Origin of the sequence: Ornithinibacillus californiensis (assembly GCF_001038485.1) — a bacterium.
GTDB classification, from domain to species: domain Bacteria; phylum Bacillota; class Bacilli; order Bacillales; family Amphibacillaceae; genus Ornithinibacillus; species Ornithinibacillus californiensis.
The window spans coordinates 108,170-126,886 of the sequence record NZ_LDUE01000005.1 but is presented as its reverse complement, the minus strand read 5'-3'; the positions used below and the strand labels follow the sequence as shown (position 1 = coordinate 126,886).

Annotated in this window: 17 protein-coding genes; 5 read left to right on the top strand and 12 right to left on the bottom strand. The window is 36.6% G+C overall.

Annotated elements, in window-relative coordinates; all coding sequences use genetic code 11:
- Window positions 1-45 precede the first annotated feature (45 nt).
- The 6 genes from TE34_RS00680 to TE34_RS00655 all read right to left on the bottom strand — a co-directional run bounded on the left by TE34_RS00680 (window position 46) and on the right by TE34_RS00655 (window position 5,794).
- A complete protein-coding gene (locus TE34_RS00680) occupies window positions 46-1,416 on the bottom strand; it encodes a dipeptidase (protein ID WP_047982886.1) in 1,371 nt (456 codons plus the stop codon).
- A 393-nt stretch (window positions 1,417-1,809) separates the two neighbouring features.
- Window positions 1,810-2,946, bottom strand: coding sequence for a bifunctional cystathionine gamma-lyase/homocysteine desulfhydrase (locus TE34_RS00675; protein WP_047982885.1), 1,137 nt, complete (start codon window positions 2,944-2,946; stop codon window positions 1,810-1,812).
- A 1-nt stretch (window position 2,947) separates the two neighbouring features.
- Window positions 2,948-3,883, bottom strand: a complete 936-nt coding sequence (locus tag TE34_RS00670; RefSeq protein WP_047982884.1) for a PLP-dependent cysteine synthase family protein — start codon at window positions 3,881-3,883, stop codon at window positions 2,948-2,950.
- Window positions 3,884-3,898: 15 nt separating this feature from the next.
- Window positions 3,899-4,357: an S-ribosylhomocysteine lyase gene (locus TE34_RS00665; protein ID WP_047982883.1), complete on the bottom strand. Its 459-nt coding sequence runs from the start codon at window positions 4,355-4,357 to the stop codon at window positions 3,899-3,901.
- 16 nt (window positions 4,358-4,373) lie between these two features.
- Window positions 4,374-5,018 (bottom strand): class I SAM-dependent DNA methyltransferase, encoded by a 645-nt coding sequence (locus TE34_RS00660; RefSeq protein ID WP_047982882.1) that lies wholly within the window; start codon window positions 5,016-5,018, stop codon window positions 4,374-4,376.
- 134 nt (window positions 5,019-5,152) lie between these two features.
- Window positions 5,153-5,794, bottom strand: coding sequence for a YhcN/YlaJ family sporulation lipoprotein (locus TE34_RS00655; RefSeq protein WP_047982881.1), 642 nt, complete (start codon window positions 5,792-5,794; stop codon window positions 5,153-5,155).
- Window positions 5,795-5,959: 165 nt separating this feature from the next.
- On the opposite strand from TE34_RS00655, the gene TE34_RS00650 reads away from it, so the two are divergent.
- On the top strand, window positions 5,960-6,196 hold the full coding sequence (locus TE34_RS00650) for a YhdB family protein (RefSeq protein WP_047982880.1): 237 nt from the start codon (window positions 5,960-5,962) through the stop codon (window positions 6,194-6,196).
- 58 nt (window positions 6,197-6,254) lie between these two features.
- Here the strand turns inward: TE34_RS00650 and TE34_RS20125 are convergent, their stop codons facing one another.
- From TE34_RS20125 to TE34_RS00620, 6 genes are all read right to left on the bottom strand, one after another.
- A complete protein-coding gene (locus TE34_RS20125) occupies window positions 6,255-7,472 on the bottom strand; it encodes an anti-sigma-I factor RsgI family protein (RefSeq protein WP_053074921.1) in 1,218 nt (405 codons plus the stop codon).
- Window positions 7,469-8,197 (bottom strand): RNA polymerase sigma-I factor, encoded by a 729-nt coding sequence (gene sigI / locus TE34_RS00640; protein WP_084710573.1) that lies wholly within the window; start codon window positions 8,195-8,197, stop codon window positions 7,469-7,471. The genes TE34_RS20125 and sigI overlap by 4 nt, the downstream gene beginning before the upstream one ends.
- A gap of 307 nt (window positions 8,198-8,504) precedes the next feature.
- A complete protein-coding gene (locus tag TE34_RS00635) occupies window positions 8,505-9,329 on the bottom strand; it encodes a S1 family peptidase (RefSeq protein ID WP_047982879.1) in 825 nt (274 codons plus the stop codon).
- A gap of 23 nt (window positions 9,330-9,352) precedes the next feature.
- A complete protein-coding gene (locus TE34_RS00630) occupies window positions 9,353-11,383 on the bottom strand; it encodes an ABC transporter ATP-binding protein (RefSeq protein WP_047982878.1) in 2,031 nt (676 codons plus the stop codon).
- Complete coding sequence (locus tag TE34_RS00625; RefSeq protein ID WP_047982877.1) at window positions 11,383-13,134, bottom strand: ABC transporter ATP-binding protein; 1,752 nt, start codon at window positions 13,132-13,134, stop codon at window positions 11,383-11,385. Before TE34_RS00625 ends, TE34_RS00630 begins: the two co-directional genes overlap by 1 nt.
- A gap of 378 nt (window positions 13,135-13,512) precedes the next feature.
- Window positions 13,513-13,731: a hypothetical protein gene (locus tag TE34_RS00620; protein WP_047982876.1), complete on the bottom strand. Its 219-nt coding sequence runs from the start codon at window positions 13,729-13,731 to the stop codon at window positions 13,513-13,515.
- A 506-nt stretch (window positions 13,732-14,237) separates the two neighbouring features.
- Between TE34_RS00620 and TE34_RS00615 the strand changes: the two genes are divergently transcribed.
- From TE34_RS00615 to TE34_RS00600, 4 genes are all read left to right on the top strand, one after another.
- Window positions 14,238-14,795: a beta-class carbonic anhydrase gene (locus TE34_RS00615; RefSeq protein WP_047982875.1), complete on the top strand. Its 558-nt coding sequence runs from the start codon at window positions 14,238-14,240 to the stop codon at window positions 14,793-14,795.
- 117 nt (window positions 14,796-14,912) lie between these two features.
- Complete coding sequence (locus tag TE34_RS00610; RefSeq protein WP_047982874.1) at window positions 14,913-16,433, top strand: spore germination protein; 1,521 nt, start codon at window positions 14,913-14,915, stop codon at window positions 16,431-16,433.
- 7 nt (window positions 16,434-16,440) lie between these two features.
- A complete protein-coding gene (locus TE34_RS00605) occupies window positions 16,441-17,556 on the top strand; it encodes a GerAB/ArcD/ProY family transporter (RefSeq protein ID WP_047982873.1) in 1,116 nt (371 codons plus the stop codon).
- On the top strand, window positions 17,553-18,683 hold the full coding sequence (locus tag TE34_RS00600; protein WP_047982872.1) for a Ger(x)C family spore germination protein: 1,131 nt from the start codon (window positions 17,553-17,555) through the stop codon (window positions 18,681-18,683). Before TE34_RS00605 ends, TE34_RS00600 begins: the two co-directional genes overlap by 4 nt.
- Window positions 18,684-18,717 lie beyond the last annotated feature (34 nt).

Below are 18,717 nucleotides of genomic sequence, written 5' to 3'. Positions count from 1 at the left end.
TCCCCCTCTTAGCGAAATCCCAGAAAGTATCCTGGGATATTCCTTTTATTTCTGATTTACTTCATTCCAGTAATAGACTAATGTCTCCATTCCTTTATCATAGCTATCTAGTGGGAAACTCTCGTTTGGTGAGTGGAGTCTATCATCTGGTGTTCCAAACCCTAATAGTACGATTGGAATGTTATAAATATCCTCAATCCACTCGACTACTGGAATTGATCCGCCCATTCGTACAAATACCGTTTCTTTTCCAAATGCCTTCGTATAACTTTCCGCTGCCTTTTGGATTAAAGGATGATTCGGTTCTACCTTATAAGATTTTGCCGAAAGCTTTTCTTTTTTAACTGCCACTGTTACACCTTTAGGCGCAACCTTTTTCACATGCGCTTCTAGAGCTTTTTGTATAGCTGCTGGGTCTTGTCCAGGTACTAAACGACAAGTGATTTTCGCTGTTGCCGATGTTGGAATGATTGTTTTTGTTCCTTCTCCCTGATAACCACCATATATACCATTAACTTCGAATGTTGGGCGGGCCATCGTGTGTTCTTTAGGGGTGAATCCTTTTTCAGAAACAGTCTCTGTTATACCAGCTGCCTTCACAAAATCTTCACCTGGTACTTGCTCGATTAACTGTCTTTCTTCATCCGTAAGATCCTCGACACCATCATAGAAACCATCTACAGTGACTACTTCTTCTTCATTTTTCATGGATGAAAGAATGTGGGAAAGTGCCATAATCGGGTTGCGCACCGCACCACCATACATACCAGAATGCAGATCATGATCAGGTCCAGTAACCGTAATTTCAATACCAGTAAATCCTTTTAAACCATATAGAATAGTCGGCTGATTTTTAGCTACCATTCCAGAATCAGAAATCACTGCAAAGTCTGCTTGGAATAACTCCTTTTTATCCCGTAGCATGCCATACAAGTTTTCACTACCAATTTCCTCTTCCCCTTCTAAGCATACTTTTACGTTTAGTGGGAGCTTCCCTTCCGTTTTCATTAATGCCTCGAAAACTGCCAAATGCATGAAAACTTGTCCTTTATCATCACTGGATCCACGAGCATATAACCGTCCATCTCGGACTTCCGGTTGGAAAGGATCACTAACCCATAATTCAATCGGATCAGCTGGTTGAACATCATAATGTCCATATAACAAAACAGTTGGTGCTTCTGGGCCGGCTCCAGTATATTCGGCATAAACGATAGGATGCTTTTCTGTTTCTACTTGCTGGATGTTCTCAAACCCAATTTCATTTAAGTATGTCTCTAGGAAACTTGCTGCTCTTTTTACATCTTCTTTATGTACACTATCTGTGCTAACACTCGGAATAGTTAAGAAGTCATTCAATTTTTGAAGTAAACGCTCTCTGTTTTCAGTTAAATATGCTAAAGCTTTTTCACTCATCTATAACATCCCCTTCTCTTATATTGTGTGTTCATTTTAGCATATTTTGGTTGGGAATAATATTGCAGGTAATTATCATTTCTTACAATCATTTTATCTCTAGTTCTGTAGCAAATGGTTGATAACAACCCTACTTAACTTCATTTCAGCCTCGATTCTAATAGCAAAAGACGTTAACAACCCACCTTAACTTCATTTCGGCCTCAATTTTAATAGCAAAAAGGCGTTAACAACCCTTCTTAACTTCATTTCAGCCTCGATTCTAATAGCAAAAAGGCGTTAACACCCCTTCTCAACTTCATTTCAGCCGCCATTCTATCTTCAAAATGATGCTAATAAATTCACCCGTCCTAGAAACCAAAAAAAAGACAGCTACTACAGCTGCCCCTCCTGTTAATCTCCTAAAGCCTGCTCCATATCTTCAATTAAATCACTTACATCTTCAATCCCAACAGAAATCCGGATTAACCCATCTCCAATTCCTAGCTCAGCTCTTCTGTCAGCTGGGATTGATGCATGGGTCATTTTCGATGGTAAAGAAATCAAACTCTCTACAGCACCTAGGCTCTCAGCTAACGTAAAGTAATTTACTTTCTTCAACACTTCCTCGGCTAATTCACCACTTCCAACATCAAATGAAATCATACCACCGTAGCCAGCCATTTGGCTTTGAGCAATATCATGACCAGGATGTTCTTTCAAACCTGGGTAATACACATCGCCCACATTATGATGATCGAGTAGATACCCTACAAGCTGCTTCGCATTAGCCTCAATTGCTTCCATGCGCAATGCTAATGTCTTTATGCCTCGCATTAATAACCAAGAGTCCTGTGGCCCTAGTACGGCTCCAACCGAGTTTTGTAGAAAGTGAATTCTTTCTGCTAACTCTGCTGATTTCACCGCAACTAACCCCGACACCACATCACTATGGCCACCAATATATTTTGTCGCACTATGCAGTACGATATCAGCTCCTAAATCTAAAGGCTGTTGCCAATAAGGGGTGGCGAAAGTATTATCAACGATGAACAACAGGTTATGTTTCTTTGCTATATCTGCCATTTGTTTTAAATCTGTAATTTTCAACAAAGGATTGGTCGGTGTTTCAATAAATAACGCTTTTGTATTTGATTTAATAGCACCTTCTACTTTATCCGCATCACTCGTATCCACAAAAGAATTCTCTAATTCAAATCGGGATAACACCTTTGTCATTAATCGAAAAGAACCACCATATACATCGTCTGTCATTACAATGTGGTCACCCGAATCTAAAAGCATCATGACTGTAGTGATAGCTGCCATCCCTGAAGCAAAGGCAAATCCGTGACTTCCATTTTCTAAGTCAGCAATAACAGTTTCCAGTGCATGACGGGTTGGGTTACCAGTTCTTGAATATTCATACCCACGCAGGTTTCCAACACCATCTTGTTTATACGTACTCACCTGATAAATAGGAACCGAAACAGCTCCTGTCTTTTCATCTTGGGTGATGCCTCCATGAACCATTTTCGTTTTTGAACGCATATTATATCTCCTCCCCAATTACGTCAGGGTAAATCTTTTTACTTAAATATCGATCACTTCCATCTGGAAAAACAACAACGATAGTAGCGCCTTCTTTTGCTATAGTTGCCTCCTCTAAAGCAGCACACATAACAGAACCAGAAGAGCTACCCACTAGCAATCCTTCTTCTCGTGCTAACCTTTCCACCATCTGAAAAGCATCCTCATCACTAATCGTATGAACCGCATCAAAATACCGCGTATCCATAAAGGAAGGCAGGAATTCCATCCCTATTCCTTCTGTTCGGTGAGGGCCAGGTTCCCCACCACCAATAATGGATCCCTCTGGTTCAACGATGACGGTCTTAACATTCCTATTCTTTTCTTTAAAATAACGAGAACAGCCCATAAACGTACCACCTGAGCCTGCACCAGCAATAAATACATCTACTTGCCCTTCTAAGTCATGCCAAATCTCCGGGGCTAGTGTTTTATAGTATGTTGTTGGATTAGCAGGATTAGAAAATTGCTGGGGAGAATAGCTATTTGGTATTCGATTTAGAAGCTCTTTTGTCTTCTCTATTGCTCCAATCATTCCCGCTTCTCGTGGTGTATGCACAATCTTCGCACCTAATGCTTGCATAATGAGCTGTTTTTCTTGGCTAAAATGCTCCGGAACAACAAAAATAACTTGTAAGTCTTTTTCTTTTGCTGCTAGGGCTAAACCAATTCCAGTATTTCCCGCCGTTGGTTCAATAATTGTACCGCCAGGATGAATGTTGCCTGCTGCTAAAGCATGTTCAATAAGCTCACGACCTAATCTGTCCTTAATACTTCCCCCAGGATTATAAAACTCTAATTTGGCATAGATGGTTACATGATTTGGTATTTCTAGTTGCTTGATTTGTAGCAAGGGAGTATGGCCAATTAAATCGGTAATCGATCGATAAACTGCCATGTTTTCACCCCAATATTAAAATACTTCTCTCCAACCATCCTTTTTGGAAAGCATTTCTTCAGCTATTTCTTTTGCACCCTCTAAGCTATGATTGGCAGCCCAGCCACACTGCACTTTATTGCAAGCTGGTACTTCATCTGCTCTTAGAACATCTATTAATGTCTTCTCCAACGTCACAAGAACATCATCAAATGAATCATTGTTTAAAATAGCTAAATAAAATCCTGTTTGACAACCCATTGGACTAATATCTAGAACATTATCCATATGATTACGAATATTTTCTGCCATTAAATGCTCTATTGAATGTAAACCAGCCATTTCCATATGTTCCTTATTTGGTTGTTTAAATCGAATATCGTACTTATACACTTTATCGCCATTTGCTCCTTCAGTCACACCAACCAATCGTACATATGGTGCCTTTACTTTTGTGTGGTCTAAATTAAAGCTTTCTACATTCATTTTTTTCATATCTCCAGATTCTCCTTTATTCTTTATTGTTATTAGCTATGATTAACCAAGCAAATTCATTCATTTGTTGGAAAGAAACGATAAAATTGTTTTCTACAAATATTTCCTCGACAGTTTCTAAAGTTGGATAATATTCCCGTTTTAAATCCTCTGCTAGATTCAAGAAGCCATTCTTCTCTGCTTCTAGAATCTTCCTCTGCTTCGCACTAGTGGAGGTAAACATCGTATCCGCAAATACAACCCTTCCACCCTTAGGTAAAAGCTCAGCGAATTTTTTAACAGCTATCTCTTTTTCTGCATCGGTTAAATGATGAAAAGCGTATGTGCTCACAATCGTATTAACCTCAATCGTTGGTTTAGGAAAATTAATAAAATCCCCATCCAATACAATCGCATCTAGAAGCTTCTCCTCTGCTATTTCTCTCATTGCTTCAGAAGGTTCAATCCCAATAACACGATGACCACCACTTAATAACTTCTTCGTTAAATTTCCAGTTCCTACCCCAAATTCAAGAATAGTGCCCATCGAACTTTTAGCTACTTTTTCTAAAATGTTATCATAATCCTCAAAAACCGCTTTATATTCCGGGTCATGCCCACTAACTGTATGATCATAGTCTTCTGCCCAATCCTCAAAAATATCTACGAATTCTCGCCCCATATTCTCAACTCCATATTAATATCATAGTAATCCACTTTGTTTAATATGAATTATATGTATCAACTTTCAATATGTTGAGGGAAAAGTAAATAAATACAGAAAAAGTGCTCCCTTTTGTAAGGAAGCACCTTTTTTTATTCATTTTCAGGAAATACTCGTTCAATCATATTCCCAATTTCTTCAAATAACCCTTCAATGGGTTCTCCATTATCAACATCATCTGCATAATTATTAGCTAAGTCCATAAAATCTGGATTTGTGGAAACATACACATTATCAATGTCCGGATCAACAGATTTAACTATAGAAGATATTTTCTTTTTAACTTCATCCGTTATTTCACCATTTTTATTGTTTAAATTGTTACCATTTTGATGTGTTTTCAAATCTGCAGCGACATAAGCGTTATTTTTAGTCGTCAGAACATAAGCATTGTCTAGGACATCAATCTTCTTCACTAATTGATCAGCAGCTTCATTTGCCACTTCATATTGGTCTGAATCATTGTTATTATTTTCCGAGTTATTCTTGTTATTATTATCATTGTTCGTTGTATTGTTTATATTGCGGACATCATAATTATTAGGCTCTTCCAAATCACGTTGCATCATATAGTTACGGTTATCGCGATCAAGTGCATTGTCATGATTTTTGAATTTTACTGGCTCAATATTATTATTTTGTGTCCCCTGTTGACTCTCTTCATTGTCCGCTCCACCACAGCCGGTTGTTACAAGTAAAGCTGCTGCAGCAACACTAATTAGCATTTTTTTCATTTACAATAATCCCTCCCTTTCGTTTTTTTAGTATGTATCAGACATAACTGTTTATGCTAATTAGGGCTGACCTTAAATTGGAAACCACACCAAACAGTTTCTAGAAAATATATATATATTACGGGGAAGCTATAATTACCCTTGGAGTTTTAAGGAGGGGAATTCATGGATATTCCAGACTACGACAAGGCGTTGTACTACACGTTATGGGGACAATGGGATGATTTACTTGTGTTAATGGTTCGTACCAAAGATGATTTATTATCTAAAAAAATACAGAATTTCCTTCATGCCTATCATTATTCCTTAGATGAAGGAAAAATCATGGAGTCACACGAAAACCTTCTTTACTACATCGACCACGCTATGAAGTACACACCTGCTGCCGTGTTAGAAATGTAAAGCTGGTTATAGCTAAATGAAAAGGGTTAACTCGATATTGAGTTAACCCTTTTCATGCTTATTTATATGTCGGAATACCTAATGAATAGTTATCCTGGTTCCCATTTCCATTACCTTTGCCTTGACCATTGTTTCCATTGTTACCTTTATTATCTTTACCATTATTACCTTTGTTTTGACCTTTATTATGTGAATTGTTGTTTTCATTTTGCTTGTCATTATGTTTGTCTTTGTTGTCACCTTTTTGCTTACCAGGATGGTCTTCATTAAGATCCTTATCTTTACCTTTACCCTGGTTTGCTTTATGATTTCCTTTATTTTCCTTATCATTTTTTTTGGAGTCATCTTGATTTCCACGATTTTGGCTGTTTTCTTTATCTTTACCTGGCTTATTGGAGTTACTTTCTCCATTTTCACCTTTTAGGTTACTTGGATGATCCTCATCTTTAGCAGAGTTCTCTTTGCCATTATTGCTTTTTTCTTCTGCAATCGGCGATTTGGGATTATTGTTTTTATCAGTTACGTCCTCATTGGTCACTTCTGCGTCAGATTTTTTACTATTATAAAATGATTGCAATACTTTACTATCTTCTTCTGTGACAATAGCATTAACCGCTTCATCCGCCTGTTCTGTGACTTTTGCAGCTAAAGCTTCATTCATGGACTGTTTATTCTTCTCAGCAGTAACTCTAACTTCTTCCGGAATCTGAATCGTTACTACCTGCCAATCTGTAGGTTTCTCTGTAAAATGCTGTTCAATAATAGCTTGAATTGGATTTTCTTCGTCACCTTCCACATAATGAACACCAATCAATACGTTCTTAGCCGTATTAACAAAGCCCTTTTCTTCACTGTTCTGAATAATGAGCTCAATAGCTTCATCAATCTCTAGACCGGTTAATTCACCAATCTCGTCGATTAGGGTAACAGCATCCTCGTTAAATGCAATTACATCCGATACTTCTAAATCATCGTCTAGCTCAAGTTCTATACTAGGATTTATATCAATATCGACATATGCATACGCTTCATTACCATTCCCAGTTAAGTATATAGGTAAAAGTAGCAGCAAAAATACTGTTGCTATCGATATTACTCGCATAGTCCAAAACTTTCCCTTAAATAGTGAGCTCCACTGTTTTTGCTCAAATGGCTCATATTCAACTTCAAAGCCAATTGCAGCATTTTTTACTGGATGTGCTTTCTCAAATAACCCATCATGTGTCATCATGACGGTAAATTTGCGATGCTGTTCCATGACTATACCTTTTTTCACTGGCCCACCCCCTTCAAATAATCATTAAGGAAGACATAATCTTCACCTAGTATAATAAAAATAGCCAAAATAAATTTACGATTACGTTCTAATGTTTTCTTACTTACATCAACCTTTTTAGCCAACTCTTTAATGGGAAGCTTTTTCTTTTGCTCGACATACTCGCTTAGTGACTCATCATTTCGTACAAGTCTTGCAATACTCACAGCAGTGTCCCTTGCATCTCGATGTTTAGGTGCAACTTCTGCAAGATCTGCTAATGACAGCTTATAGGTCGCTAACTTTTGCTTGAATTCTAGGATTTCTTGTCTACGATACCAAGCTTCTTGTTCTTGTCTGTAAATATGATTTACAGCTTCAATTTCCGTAGGGTTCTCCATTTTTTCTTCATCATACGTTTCATCAAAGGAAATAGCTGTCGGATATTTACTTTGAGACCTAATATAATCAATAACCTTCCGTTTTACAACAAGGTTAGCAAAGGTTAAAAATGAGCTTCCACGGTCAGGTGAAAACATTCGAATTGCTTCGTTAAAGGCTGATAATCCGATACTAAATTCATCATCTCGTGTTGGATCTATATATCGTTTACATACCTCTGATACACATTTCGCGATAAAGGGTTGATATTTCTTTAGTAAATAGTTTTGGCTAGCTTCATCACCCTTTTGCGCTTGCATAATTAATTCTTCTAAAGGGATGTCTTTTGTAATCTCACGTGTCAAAGAAGATCACCCCTAACATTCATATATTTCGATTGTGTTACAAAGTTTTTGGGTGTGACATGTATAAAATTTATTAAATTATCGACTTTTATATATATATAGGCCATTATAAACCCACCAGCTTGTTTAATATTTTCTATAAATCAAGAATATGCTTATCTTATCGTACAAGTATTACAAGCAGTATCACGAGAGAGTTACAATTTGTTTAAAAATCTGTTACTTCCCCCAAAAAACAACAAAAAAATAGAAGAGCTAGTCCTACCTCTCTCCTATTTTAGCAGTTATAGCACCTAATTAAGAAGTACTAATTTAAACTTTTATCATAAAAATAATCAATTGGGATAAAAAGTCCCACTTTTCCATGGTCATCATGGTTTAATGTAGCAAAAATCACACCGATAACTTGCCCTTCGTGATTAATAATTGGACTCCCACTATTCCCTCGATATACTGGTGCTTCGATCATAAGAACAGGTCTTTCCCAACTTTTTAAATCCGTATATCCGATGATTGTCCCTTCATTAGCAATGCCATTAAAAGCAAGAGGATTGCCAATAAATGATATTTTTTCATTATCTTCAAAGACCGTTTGTTCAGCTAATTCTAGATAGGGTAGCTCTTCCTCGCTTTCCGTCTTTAATAAAGCGAGATCAACATCTGGATAGGTCTCCATTACTTCTGCTGTGAATAACCCTATCTCAGGGAAAGCCACTGTAACACGTTCTTCTTCATCGACTACATGCGCATTGGTTAAAATATATCCATCCTCCGAGATAGCAAAACCTGTGCCCTTACTATCCTTAGTTTCAACAACTACTACTGCTTCTTTATATGTTTTTATTTCATCATCTGTTGATAATTTAGCAGAAGTTATTAAAAAGTCAATTGCAGGGATAGAGAATGTCTTTGGTAGGATAGCAATTACATTAATGAGCATGGCAATAGCAATAAGCCAAAACGTCCATTTTGGAAAAGGACGCTTTGGCTTTTTATTCTTATATTCTAATGTGGACTTGATGAGCGCATCTTTTCGTGCTTGTTCCATGATTTCATATAGCTCTTCATCATCAAACTCTTCATATAAATCATCATCAATAATGTCAGGCTTTTCATCATTATCACGACTCATCACGTTCACCCCACATTTTGGTATTACATTGCTTTTTGAGAGATACCTTGTTGCATCTTGTACATTTGGTAATAGGTTCCCTTTTCAGATATTAGCTGTTCATGGTTACCTTTTTCTATAATCTTACCATGTTCAAGGACAAAAATGTTATCCGCTTGTTGAATCGTGGATAAACGGTGGGCAATAACTAATGTTGTTCTACCCTTTTTTAATACCTCAAGCGCATTTTGAATAACGCTTTCTGTCTCTGTATCAATATTCGCTGTTGCTTCGTCTAATATAAGAATAGCTGGGTTAAACGCTAATGCTCGAGCAAAGGAAATTAGCTGACGCTCTCCTAGAGAATAGGTGCTTCCACCTTCTGTTACTCGTTCATCATATTTTTTTGGAAGTTTTTCAATAAAACGGTCTGCTCCAACTGTTCTCAACGCTTCTATTGCCCGTTCACGAGAGATTTTCGGATCATTCATCGTAACATTGGACAGGATCGTTCCAGAGAACAGAAACGGATCTTGTAAAACAATTCCCATGTGACTTCTGACTTGTTGTCTAGACCAATCGTTTGTATCATGTCCATCAATGGTTATTTTACCTTTTTGAGGATCATAGAACCGGAATAACAGATTCATAATCGAGCTTTTCCCTGATCCTGTATGACCAACAAAGGCTACTGTTTCACCAGCCTTAACAGAAAGGGATAGATCTTTTAACACATAATCTTCCTTTTCATACGCAAAGGATACATGGTCAAATTTAATATTCCCTTGATAACGGTCAATCTCTTTCTGATTAACCTCTTCCCCATCTAAATCCATTAATTCAAAGACACGTCCTCCTGCTACTCTTGCTTGTTCTAGTAGTGGTAGTTGGTTTACGATATCGTTTACAGGTTCAAATAGTCTTGTTAATAGATCCACTATTGCATATAGCATCCCAATCGAGATAATACTCTCTAAATTTAGGGAAGCTGAGCCGAAATACCAAATGAATGCGACAAAGGCGATATTTCGAAATACGGTGACAAGGTTATATGAGGTCAATGCACTTAATTTCAGTAATTTACGCTGATATTTAAAGTGTCTCGTATTTAATTCTTCAAACTCTTCCTTTGTTTGCTTCTCTCTACGGAATGCTTGAATAATCGTCATTCCTTGTATTGCTTCATTAATCTTTCCATTAATCTCACTTATGGTAGAACGTATTACTTTATTGTACTTCGTTCCAAAGAATTTATAGAATTTCATCCAAACAAGTAGTAATGGAATTAAAAGTAGAAACCAAACAGCAAGCTTTGCATTTAGAATAAATAGTGCAACGAAAATACCTGCCATATAAATCGCACTAGTGATAATTATACTTAGTACACGTTCGTATAAGTCACGAATAGCCTCTGTATCGTTCGTAACACGCGCAACAATTTTCCCTGCAGGTTGATCGACATAATAGTTAATCGGAATCCGCTGTGTGTGTTCAAAAATATCATTTCGCATCCTCTTCACGATCTGATTAGACGCTTGTTGTAATAGAAATGTCTTATAGAACTGAAAGATACCAGCAATTAATAACAACCCTACATATAATCCAAGTAATAAAAGAATTGGCCGTTGCTCTGGTTGGAAGAAACTATAAATATCATTCACCGAAACTTTCTGGGCTGCATAAGTAGTTTCTACTCCCTGAGATGTTAAGATGATTGAATTCCCTTCCACCGTCCGTTCTCCAAGTAATGGTACTTCTCCTTCTACAAGATAGTACTCCCTACCAATTTGAAGCAACGTGTTGGTACTTTCAATAATATCCTCTTCCTTGACACGGTCTGATCGTTTGTAATAACTCCCATCATATTCAACCGTGCTTCTATCATTATCTTCTTCTAACTCATACCATGTACCTTCTACTCCGACAATATGTTCATCAATAATTGTTTTCGCAATTAAAGGACCTGCTAATTCAAGTGCTGTTGCAATCATTAGAAAGATAATACCGATTATAATTTTCTTCTTAAACTGTAACGCATAGTTAAACAGTCTTTTTTCTGTTGTTTTTTTCTTCATTAGGAGATCGCCTCCTCATCATCCTCTAGCTGCTGTTGTTCGTACTGTTCCTTATACCATGCACCATTTTCCATTAGTTGTTCATGTGTTCCTTCTTCGACGATTTTACCGTCCTCCAACACAATAATATGGTCTGCATGGGTTACAGCTGACAAACGGTGAGCAGCAATAAACGTTGTTTTATTTTTTCTTTCTTCTCGTAAATGCTCAATAATTTTTGATTCGGTTTTTCCATCTACTGCCGATAAAGAATCATCTAAGATAAGTATTTCTGGATCTTTGATAAAGGCACGTGCTAATGCAACACGTTGCTTTTGACCTCCAGAAAGCGTGACACCACTCTCACCGACCATCGTATCTAATCCTTTAGGCAACTGCTTAATATCCTCTAAGAAATGAGCAAGCTCCATCACACGATAAATCTCTTCATCACTAGCATCGCTCTTACCAAATTGAATATTTTCTCTAACACTTTTCGAAAACATGACTTGATCTTGTGGGACATAGCCAATCCAGGAACGGACTTGATCCAAGCTCATTTTTTCTAAATCCACGTCAGATATTTTGATATCACCAATAACACCAGGGTATTGGCGAAGCATTAGCTTAAATAAGGTAGTTTTACCTGAACCAGTTTTTCCAACGACTCCTATTGTGCTCCCTTTGGATATAGTAAGATTAATATTTTCTAGTTGATTATTTTTCGTACCCGGGTAGGAGAATGATACATCTCTAAATACAATCGAGTTTACCTTTGAAACAGAAATAGGTTTCTCAGGTTCTACTACATCTGCTTTATATCCAATCGTATCATTCACTCGATCTAAGGATGCATTACCACGTTGCAATACATTGATTAATTCCCCTACCGCAAACATCGGCCAAATTAACATCCCTAAGTAAACATTAAATGAAACCAAGTCTCCTAATGAAATTACATTTTGAAAGACGAGTATCGTTCCATATCCAAGACCGATTGTATACGAGAGCCCAACGAGTATTTTCATCGTTGGTTCAAACATCGCATCAATCTTTGCAACTGCTATATTCTTCTGATAAACATCCTCAGTCATTGCTTCGAATCGTTCTTTATCTTGTTTCTCTTGAACAAACGCACGGATCACTCGGACACCACGAATTGATTCTAATACTTCATTGTTCATATTTCCGAACGCAGCTTGAGCCTCCGTGAAACGTGCATGTATTGCTGCACCATACTTATTCATTATCAATGCCATAAGTGGGAGTGGAATAAGTGCTGCTAACGTTAGCTTCCAGCTAATTGTAAAACCCATCACTGCTATTAGCATAAACATAAACGTCGTAGAGTCCACTAAAGTTAGGACCCCAAATCCCGCAGTTTGTGCAATTGCCTTTAGATCGTTTGTACTTCTTGCCATTAAATCACCAGTCTTGTATTTCCCATAGAAAGTTGGTGTCATTCGTAGAAAATGATTGATCAATTTTGAACGAGTCCATCTTTCTAAGATTACTGCACCACTGAAAAGTGTGTAATCCCAAATAAAGGAAACACTATAATGAACAATTATTAATACTAAATATCCAACGATAATAATGGTTAATAACTGCGAAGTTAACGTCTCAAATTGAATATGATCAATGGCATATCCAAGTAATCTAGGCGGTATTAAACCAATGGCACTAGCTATAATTAATGTAATGATAGCAAAGGTATATCGCTTCCAATAATGCTTAAAAAACCAATCTAACTTTTTAAATACTTGAAACATCATTATCACCTACTTTATCTCTTTCGTTGCTGAATTTTTCTTACATGTTGTGACCTTCAAAAAAACATAAAAAATGCATGCGCCAATGACGCATGCATGTATAAGCATAGAAAAGCCTAAAGCTTCTCCCTCTATATTACAAAAAGGTCACAGCACATGGTGACCTTTTACAAATCCGAAAATAACTCTGTTCAATGTAGAATTTAGATTTCCCGTTTGTAAGAGGTCACATGAAATATTAAATTAAGGATAGCATTATTTATTACAATAGCGTTTTTCATTTTCATGACCTCCTTTTTTAGAATTTTGAATACCTAATTAGTATAAATTGGTAATAGCGAATAGTCAATCATTTTTTAAAATAAATTGTTTTCGAATTTATTTTGTACCCCGTTGTAAACTAAAATCTATAATCTTCAGAACACGTTCGATAGACAGATTAATTGCTTGAGCAATCTCTTCTACTGAACTACTTGGTTGTTTTTTCACGTATGACCTCACCTTTTCCATCTCATTCAGACAACGCTGACACATAGAAAATGCACTAAAATCCATACGTTCTAAACATAACTTACAATTCCTCACACTACCACCCATATCCATCCCCCTAAAAATTAGTAATAAGACTTCTCTTTTTATTTTTGCTGTTTTATATTGATGACTGTAAATCTAGTAATCCGTTTTGTTTCTCGCACTGAGTGGCATGAATACACGGAGACTCATGCGGGAGAATAGGCATAGATAAGACCCCGATGATGCACCTGCGTCTGCAAGCAACGCTTCGAAGTGGGCTTCCTCGGTGCAAGGCTGCAAAGAAGCATATTCAAGTAGTTGCCTGGCTTACCAGTCGCCCGCGGCAAAGAAGACACCGCGATGGTTTTGTCGAGCGGATGTCGCACTTGTGCTCGAAAGTGCAAGGTAGACACTGCGATGGTTCTTTCGAGCAGATGTCACCCCTGTGCTGGAAGTGAAAGCGGAGTGTATTCATGCCACTGTTTAGGCCAGAAGTACCAGAATTATATTTAGAGCAGTATTATATTTTATATATTGTTCGAAAACTGTTATAGTTTTAAGGGGTATTTTATGTTAAAGGAGTGTTAAAAATGCATTTAGACGACATGTTAGCCTTCAATAAACAATTCGTAGAAGGAAAAGAATACGAAAAATACACAACCGATAGTATTCCAAACAAGAAAATGGTCATTTTCACTTGCATGGAATCGCGTTTAGTGGAATTACTACACAGAGCACTAAACATCCAAAACGGCGATGTGAAAATGGTCAAAAATGCAGGAGCTATCATCCGGAAACCCTTCGATAGTATTATGAAGGGGATTTTGGTAGCCATATTTGAACTACAAGCAGAAGAAGTAACCGTTATCGGTCATCATGATTGCGGCATGTCTCGGGTAGACACTAAGAAACTTACAGAAAAAATGATTGAAAAAGGAATCGACGAAGAAACTATACGTACTTTAGAAAATGCTGGAATTAATTTTGATCACGAGTTTCATGGGTTTAGTACGGTTGAGGAGTCTGTAGCGCAAAGTGTTAATGTTATTCGTAACCATCCCCTTCTTCCCCCTTATGTAAAAGTACATGGATTAGTCATTGATCCTGGTACAGGTAAAGTCGATGTAGTAACTAGAGACGACAAATAATTGGAAGGACGAGTCATTGCACTCGTCCTTTTAAATTTCCCAAATAATACCTATAACTTATATTTTATCCAATCATACACATACTAAGTCTATCCAGATGTATCCTTGGAGGTTCGTATGTGGAATAGAAGAAAACGATCACAATCTGATCAAAGTGATGAGGTTATTTTCCCTCTGAAGATAGATGAGTTAAAAAATTTATTAGTAGAAACGTTTGTTAATAGTTCAAGTCTAAATTTTACTAAATATAAAATAAATAATAAAAATGTTGCTGTTTTTTTTATTGATTATCAAGTTGAAGGAGCAAAGCTAGGTCCATTTCTAGAACCATTATTAGAATTCGATTCAGATAAAGAGTTTACTTATCAAACTTTATTAAATGGACTACCATTAAGCACTGGATCTACTTCTAACACACTAAAAGACATCCAGAAAAAGTTAATATCTGGGGAAGCATTTATTTACATCGAGAAGGAGAAACAAGCTATATCCTATCCCTTAACAATAAAAGAGACACGCTCTCCGGGAAAAGCCGAGACGGAATCTCTTGTGTTAGGACCCAAAATAGCTTTTACCGAATCCATTTTAAAAAATATGAACATTATCCGTTGGCAAATCAACTCAACAGATTTGGTATTCGAGGAATTCACAGTGGGGAAGCAAGCACCGAGAGAAGTTAGAATTGCCTATATGAAATCTGTTGCAAATGAAGATGATGTAAATACTATAAGACAGCGGATAAAAGAACTTGATGTTGACCAAATTGAAGGAACAATCGTCCTAAAACAATATCTAGAGGACTCTCAAACGAATCTTTTTCCTCAGTTCGATGAGACAGAGTTACCTGATCGATTTGCTTATAATGTTACAAGAGGAAAAATTGGAGTACTAGTAGATGGGAGCCCAACTTCTTTTATTGCACCTGCTACATTATTTAGCTTTTTAGAATCAACTGAAGACTTGTATATGAGATGGCAGGCAGGGTCATTTTTACGTATTTTGCGTTTTTTAGCGATGTTTTTTTCTATCTTAGTGACACCAACATATGTCGCTGCAGCGACATATCAGTATGCAATTATACCTAGTCAATTACTTGTATCGATAGGGCAATCTAGGGCAGCTGTACCATTTCCACCCATATTTGAAGCCTTGTTATTAGAATTTCTACTAGAGTTATTACGTGAGGCCGGTGCACGGTTACCTACCAAAGTTGGTCAAACAATGGGTATTGTAGGTGGTATTGTTATTGGCCAGGCAGCCGTAGAAGCAGGACTTACTAGTAATATTCTTATTATTGTTGTCGCCATGAGTGCATTATCTTCATTTACTACTCCTAGCTATTTATTTGGTACTACGATCAGGCTAATTCGGTTCCCATTAATTATACTTGCAGGTTTTTTAGGATTGGCTGGGATTGTGTTTGGAGTAAGCTTTTTACTGATTCATTTGTTACGCTTAACATCTTTAGGACGGCCGTATCTAGTTCCAATATATCCGTTACGATTGGCAGATTTTAATAAAGTATTTTTCCGTACTCCTTTTAGCTATGAATCCAAACGTGCCAAATCGTATCGTCCTAAGGACCTAATTCGATTTAATAAAAAGGATGCCAAACAAAAACGTGATATTGATGAGTAGGTGAAATATGGATATCAATGTAAAAGTTAAACCCAATCTGCAAATCCGTGCCTTTTATCTGTTTTTTATTATTGCAGGTATTCAGTTAGGAGTTGGGATAATAGGTGCACCGAAGTTTATTTTTGTTGAGGCAGAACGAGATTCTTGGTTGGCCATCCTAATCGGTTTTCTATTTATGTGTGTCGTTGTTGGGGTAATGTTTTTCATCTTAAATCAATATGAGAATGCCGATTATTTTGGTATTCATGTTGATCTTTTTGGAAAATGGATAGGTAAATTTCTAGGTACATTACTCATTATTTATTTAGGAGCCAGTTTTTTATCTATCCTAATGACCTACATTCAAGTCATACAAATATTCCTATACCATGCCTTGCCAAATTGGATTATAACATCCCTAATTATGATTCTTGTTCTATATACTGTTTTCGGAGGAATAAGGGTTGTTGTAGGTGTAACATTTATTTTTTTTATTATTACATTGTCATTACTTACCGTTCTTTACGATCCATTATTGCGAATAAATATGTATAATTATTTACCTATGTTTCAAGCTTCTTTCCCTGAATTGTTAAGAGGTGCAAAAGCAACAGCTTATACCTTTGCTGGATTTGAGATACTAATGATTATATATCCATTTGTGAGTAATAAACGGAATGCAAAACTTCCAGTGTACCTCGGTCTTACCTTTACAACATTTTTATTTATCCTAATTACGATGCTTTCTATCGGTTACTTTAGTGCTAAAGGTCTAAAGAATATTGACTGGGCGTTATTAATATTAGTCAAAAGTGCATCTTTTACTTTTCTTGAAAGGTTAGACTATATTGTTGTTATTGTTTGGTTAATGGTAATCATTCCAAACCTAGTTCTATTAATGTGGGCCATGGCTTATGGGATGAAGCGACTATATAAAATCCAGCAAAGAAAGACGCATTATCTCTTTACTGGTATCATTCTTATCGCTGTAAATTACTTTCAATACGGACATCAAATAACTAAGCTGACAGACTTTATTGCGAAAACCGGGTTCTGGATAGTATATATCTATCCCTTACTCCTACTACCCATCGTTCTTGTAAGGAAAAAGCTTAAAAGTAGTGGAAGGAGTAAACCGTCATGAGAAAACTAACCATTATGATATTTTCTACTATGCTATTTTTATCTAGTTGTCTCCCTACTTTGCAGTTAGAAGATTTAGGAGTTATCACCTCCCAGGGGGTTGATATGACTGAAAAAGACGAAATAGAAATAACGATGTCTGTCTTACAATTTCAAGCCAATTCTACTAGTCCAACTACAATCGTCTCTGGGGTAGGGAGTACAATTAAGGGTGCTGTAGAAGACGCTGGCCAAAAAGTTAGTCAACAATTAGTTCCTGGGAAATTAGAATTAGAAATCTATAGTAAAGAAGTAGCAGAGAAAGGAATACAACCGTACTTAGATACGTTACGAAGGGATGCGAATATACCTGATACGCTATTTTTAGCTGTCGCAGAAGAAAAGGCAAAGGATATCTTTCATATTAAGGAAGAATACATCTCAACTAATATTGGAGAATTTCTACATGGTCTAATTCAACCTGGATCGGAGCAAAGGCTATTTCCAGGAATATCAATAAATAAATTTTCAACTTATATTAACAACGAAGGAATCGATCCAATTGCTCCTATTATAGGTCTGCGCGAGGGAACACCAGTTATCACTGGTATTGCATTATTCAAAGATGACAAAATGAAAGGACAGTTACCGATTGAGTTTGAACACTATTTCACACTAAATGAGGGGACTGTAAGAGAAGATTTAGTTGAATTCGAGCTCCCAATGGAACCATTTACTGAGTATCTACCAAAAGGATCTGGGGATGAAGAAAAGCTAAAAATAGTCGCTTTAATTGAAGAAGGTAACGGGAAAATTAAATTGAAGGACAAGAAAGCTCTTAAATTTGATACGAATATTAAAATTGTATTAAACCTTTTGGAGATTTCGAGGCAGTATAAATTAGATGACCCTAAAGCCATTGCACAATTAGAAAAAGAAATAGAAAAACAAACAAAATCTCAATATGAAGATATCTTAAAATACTTGAAAGAGCTTAATACAGATATTTTTGGTTATGGGATGATATATCGGACTAACAAAAAGGGGGGGAAACTAACGGACAAGGAATGGGATGAAAAATACCCTAACATTGATGTTACATTCAATGTTAAAGTTGATATAGTTCGCCATGGTACAGTGAATAGATAAAGATAAAAGGGCTTCACTTTTTAAAGCCCTTTTA